This is a genomic window from Burkholderia sp. E168m23 (assembly GCF_016586125.1).
Lineage (GTDB): Bacteria > Pseudomonadota > Gammaproteobacteria > Burkholderiales > Burkholderiaceae > Burkholderia > Burkholderia orbicola.
Genome location: NZ_BCPP01000752.1, coordinates 1 through 3,605, shown reverse-complemented (window position 1 = coordinate 3,605; position 3,605 = coordinate 1). Strand labels below are relative to the sequence as shown.

At 61.7% G+C, this 3,605-nt stretch carries 1 protein-coding gene and 1 pseudogene; one reads left to right on the top strand and one right to left on the bottom strand.

The window, feature by feature from the left end; translation table 11 throughout:
• Window positions 1-679: pseudogene (locus JMF90_RS28895) on the top strand (ParB/RepB/Spo0J family partition protein); the annotation flags it as partial.
• 92 nt (window positions 680-771) lie between these two features.
• Here JMF90_RS28895 and JMF90_RS28890 read toward each other — a convergent pair.
• Window positions 772-2,139, bottom strand: coding sequence for a replication initiation protein (locus JMF90_RS28890; protein ID WP_006480193.1), 1,368 nt, complete (start codon window positions 2,137-2,139; stop codon window positions 772-774).
• Window positions 2,140-3,605: the final 1,466 nt, after the last annotated feature.

Sequence of the window (3,605 nt, the reverse complement as noted above, 5' to 3'; positions counted from 1 at the left end):
GATTCCGGATTACGACAATCCGGGCACGTATTTCGTCAGCGATGGTGGCCGCCGCGTGCGGGCGCTGAAGGAAGCGAACAAGGAGTCGGTCAAGGCGATCGTGATCGACGTGCCGATCGGCATCCAGAGCTACAAGCTCGGCTACGACCTCAACGTTCAGCGCGATTCGCAGACGGTGTTCGACAACGCGGTCGTGTGGCGCCGCTTCCTCGACGACAAGCATTTCCAGAGCCAGAAGGAGCTCTCCGAGCATCTCGGCCTCGACGAGTCGACGGTGGCCGTCGCGCTGTCGATCGGCAAGTTGCCGGAAGCGATCATGCAGGAAATGGTCGCGCGTCCCGATCGCTTCGGGTCGAACATGGCGTATCAGGTCGGTCGCTATCACAATGCGCGCGGCACCGAGGCCACGCTGCGACTGATCAACAAGATCGTGTCGGACGATCTCAGCACACGCCAGGTGTCGGACATCGTCAAGGGCCGCGTCGCGGCACAGGAGACGCCGAAGGCCGCGGGCCGTCAGCGCTATGCGCAGCGTCTCGAGATCAAGCTTGGCGGCAAGTCGGTCGGCGACCTGAAGTCGTATGGCGAAGACCGCATCGAACTGCGCCTGCGTGGCCTCCCGAAGGACAAGCGCGACGCGATCCTCGAGCAGCTCGAGCGAATGCTGTTGTCGGAGTAAGGGAAACGGCCGGCAAGGCCTGGTGAGGCCGCCGGCCCTGCCCGATCAGGGGTGGGGACCGGCGGTGGCCCGTCAGCGGGCCTGAGCGGGCCTCAAGCGGCCCGCGACTGGTTCAGCGTGAACGACAGCAGGTCACCGTCCGTCGGCTCGCCCCAGGTCTTCTGGGCCAGCCAGTCGAAAAAGGCCGTCTCGGCCAGCTTGGAATCGAGGCCGCGCTTGCGCCAGTCGTCGCGCAGATGCGAGCCCATCGTCGGCAACGCCTCCGACTCGAACGACTCGCGCGCCACTTCGCGCTCCGCGTCGCCCTGCTCTTCGTACAGCACCTTCGCTTCCTTGCGGCGGAACGCTGCGAACTCGCTCAGCAAGCGCGCCTTCAGATCGTCCGGCTGCGCAGCCGCAACCTTCGCGGAAGGCGTGCCGGCCGGCAGCGCGTCGACCGACTCCACCGGCGGCGCATAACCCTTCTTCAGCGCGTCCTTGAACAGCGCCGGCGCGCTCCGCACCGGCGGCAGCGTCGTGCTGCGCATCCGCTGCTCGGTCATCTGCAGCGCGGCACGAATCCGGTTTTCCTCGCTGTCCGCATAGAGCGTCTGCGCTTCCTTCAACGGGATTCCCAGCTTCACCATCCGGTCGACCAGCGTGCTGTCGAACACGTTCGGGTGTTCGTCGAGCGCGAGCATCGGCTGCTTGCGCTCGGTCACGCGGAACTGGATCTCGGCCACCCGACGCCCTTCGCGGTGCTCGATCAGCTCGACGAAGATGTTGGTGACCGCGTTGACTTCCGCGATCGCGGGACGCAGGTAGTCGCGCTTGAAGTACTTGTACTCGCGCTTCGCTTCGTCGCCGGCTTCCGTGTCGGGCGTGCCCGACAGGATCGGCCGCCACCATTCCCACGGCTCGCGCATCGTCAGGTGGCTCGGGTTCGTCAGGTAGCGCACGCAGATCTCGTACAGCGCGAGACCGGCGCTGCTGCGCAGCTGGCTCTGGAACTGCAGGCTCAGCCGCGCATACTGGACCGGGTCGAGCAGCTTCTTCTTGATCTTCGGCGCGAACGAGAATTCGACCCACACGCGGCGGGTGGTCGGGTCCTCGAGAATTTCCGCATCGGCGATCAGCGTGGAGATCCCCCACTTGCGGCCCGGCTTCTGGCTCGACGTCCCCGTGCTCCATTCGACCTGCACCGACACCATGCGGCGCAGGTGTTCCTTCACCAATGCGGTGTCGTTCGAATCGAAAGCGGAGTTCGCGACGATGTCCGACAGCAGCGCGCGATATGTATCGCCCGAGTCGTCGGCCTGCTGCGCGACGGCCAGCAGGACATTGAACAGCTTGCGAGTGAGGAGCGTGATCTTGCCGCTCTTCGGCTGAATGGCGATCGCCTCGACGGCCTTTCGCAATTCGGCTGAACTGGCACTCACCACATCCACATCGGTTTTCTTGGCGCGCTTCGTCGTGGCCATACGTCGGGTCGGAGGAGAAGTTTCCCGGAAGGATAGCGCCTGCGGTGATGTGCGTCCAGAACGACATGCTCACCATAGCCGGTGAAGCGTGCCGGCAAAACGGCACTCACCCGAACAGCTCCCGAAAACGCTCACCGGTCCGCCAGTGCGGCGTTCCGGACTCTTCCAGACGTGCCGCGGCATGCGCCGATTCACAGAATTTCACCTGTGCGCGACACGTGCGAAATTGGCTCCCGTATCGGCTCACCTTTCGATTTGTCGTAATTTTGCGACTGCGCAGACGTGAGTTCGACACAGGGCCGCGATTGCACCTCACCGCACCTTTTCCGACTGTGCCGATCGGCCTGTATGCATGTACAGGCGCGGGTCGCCGAGATATCGATCTGGCTTCGACACATGGAAAAGCGCGGTCGAAACCGGCATGCGCGGCCCGATCAGTGCCTATTTGGCCGGGCCGGGCGCGCATTGTACAGCGCGCAGATCGTATCCGGTCCCGAAAATACTCACCTCAAGCACAGCATGTTGATTCATCCGGGTGCCGACGAAGGCCCGACACACGGGCGACCGGCTGCCAATGACTCCCGAAAACACTCACCTCAACGAAAAAAATGCGGCACAGCAACGGGTACGGAAATGGCTCCCGAAAAATCTCACCGTAACCGCCGCGGTATCAAAAATCCCAATCTCTTCCGATACTTATGCACAAAAGGCATTTGGCTGTGCATCGCCAGGAGCCCCCGAAAAGCCTCACCTTTCGACGGGTATCCTTCATACGACAACCGTATGTCGCCCCCCGAAAACTCTCACCTGTGCCAAAAAGTGGCACAGCAAAAACGAGATTTCTTCCAGTCCTGGCGGGCTTTTCGACGAATTCCGCCCCTCACAGGTCCCGAAAAACCTCACCTTTGACCATTTTTTCAGCAAATACGTCTCCCGGAAAACCTCACCTGTAAGCCAAGTCGGAGCCTGTGATCCATGCCCCGAAAAAGCTCACCTTAAGGCGAACGGGGCAGGAAAACCCGGATTTCCCTCCCGAAAAGTCTCACCTTTGGGGCATCACAGGCCCAGGAGAGCACTTTTGCTGTGCAAAATGGCGTCCACTTCCCGCAAATCCTCACGGCAAATTTCCGTGGAGTCCCGTGGAACCTCACCTTTCGCCAAATTTGCCCAAAAGATGGGCAGAATCGGGGCGCGAAGCAGGTCCTGCAAATTCTCACCTATGTCTGCACAGGCAGAAAACTGTGAAGTCAGGCACAGCGCGGCTTCTACGGCTGTGTGGCCCCGAAAACCCTCACCTTCAGGAAAACGTGTGTTTTACTGTGATCCCGAATCCGCTCACGACCCTTCCTGCAACGGCTCACGCAGCTCCCTGAACCCCATCACGTCAGCTCCCGCAGAAGATCACCTTGGCTCCCGTAAAACTTCACCTTGTCGGCCGGAGAGCCTTGCAGCATAAGGCTGTGCCG

Excerpts from the sequence above, each read along its gene's own strand:
- JMF90_RS28890 (WP_006480193.1), bottom strand. The coding sequence starts at position 2,139 with ATGGCCACGACGAAGCGCGCCAAGAAAACCGATGTGGATGTGGTGAGT.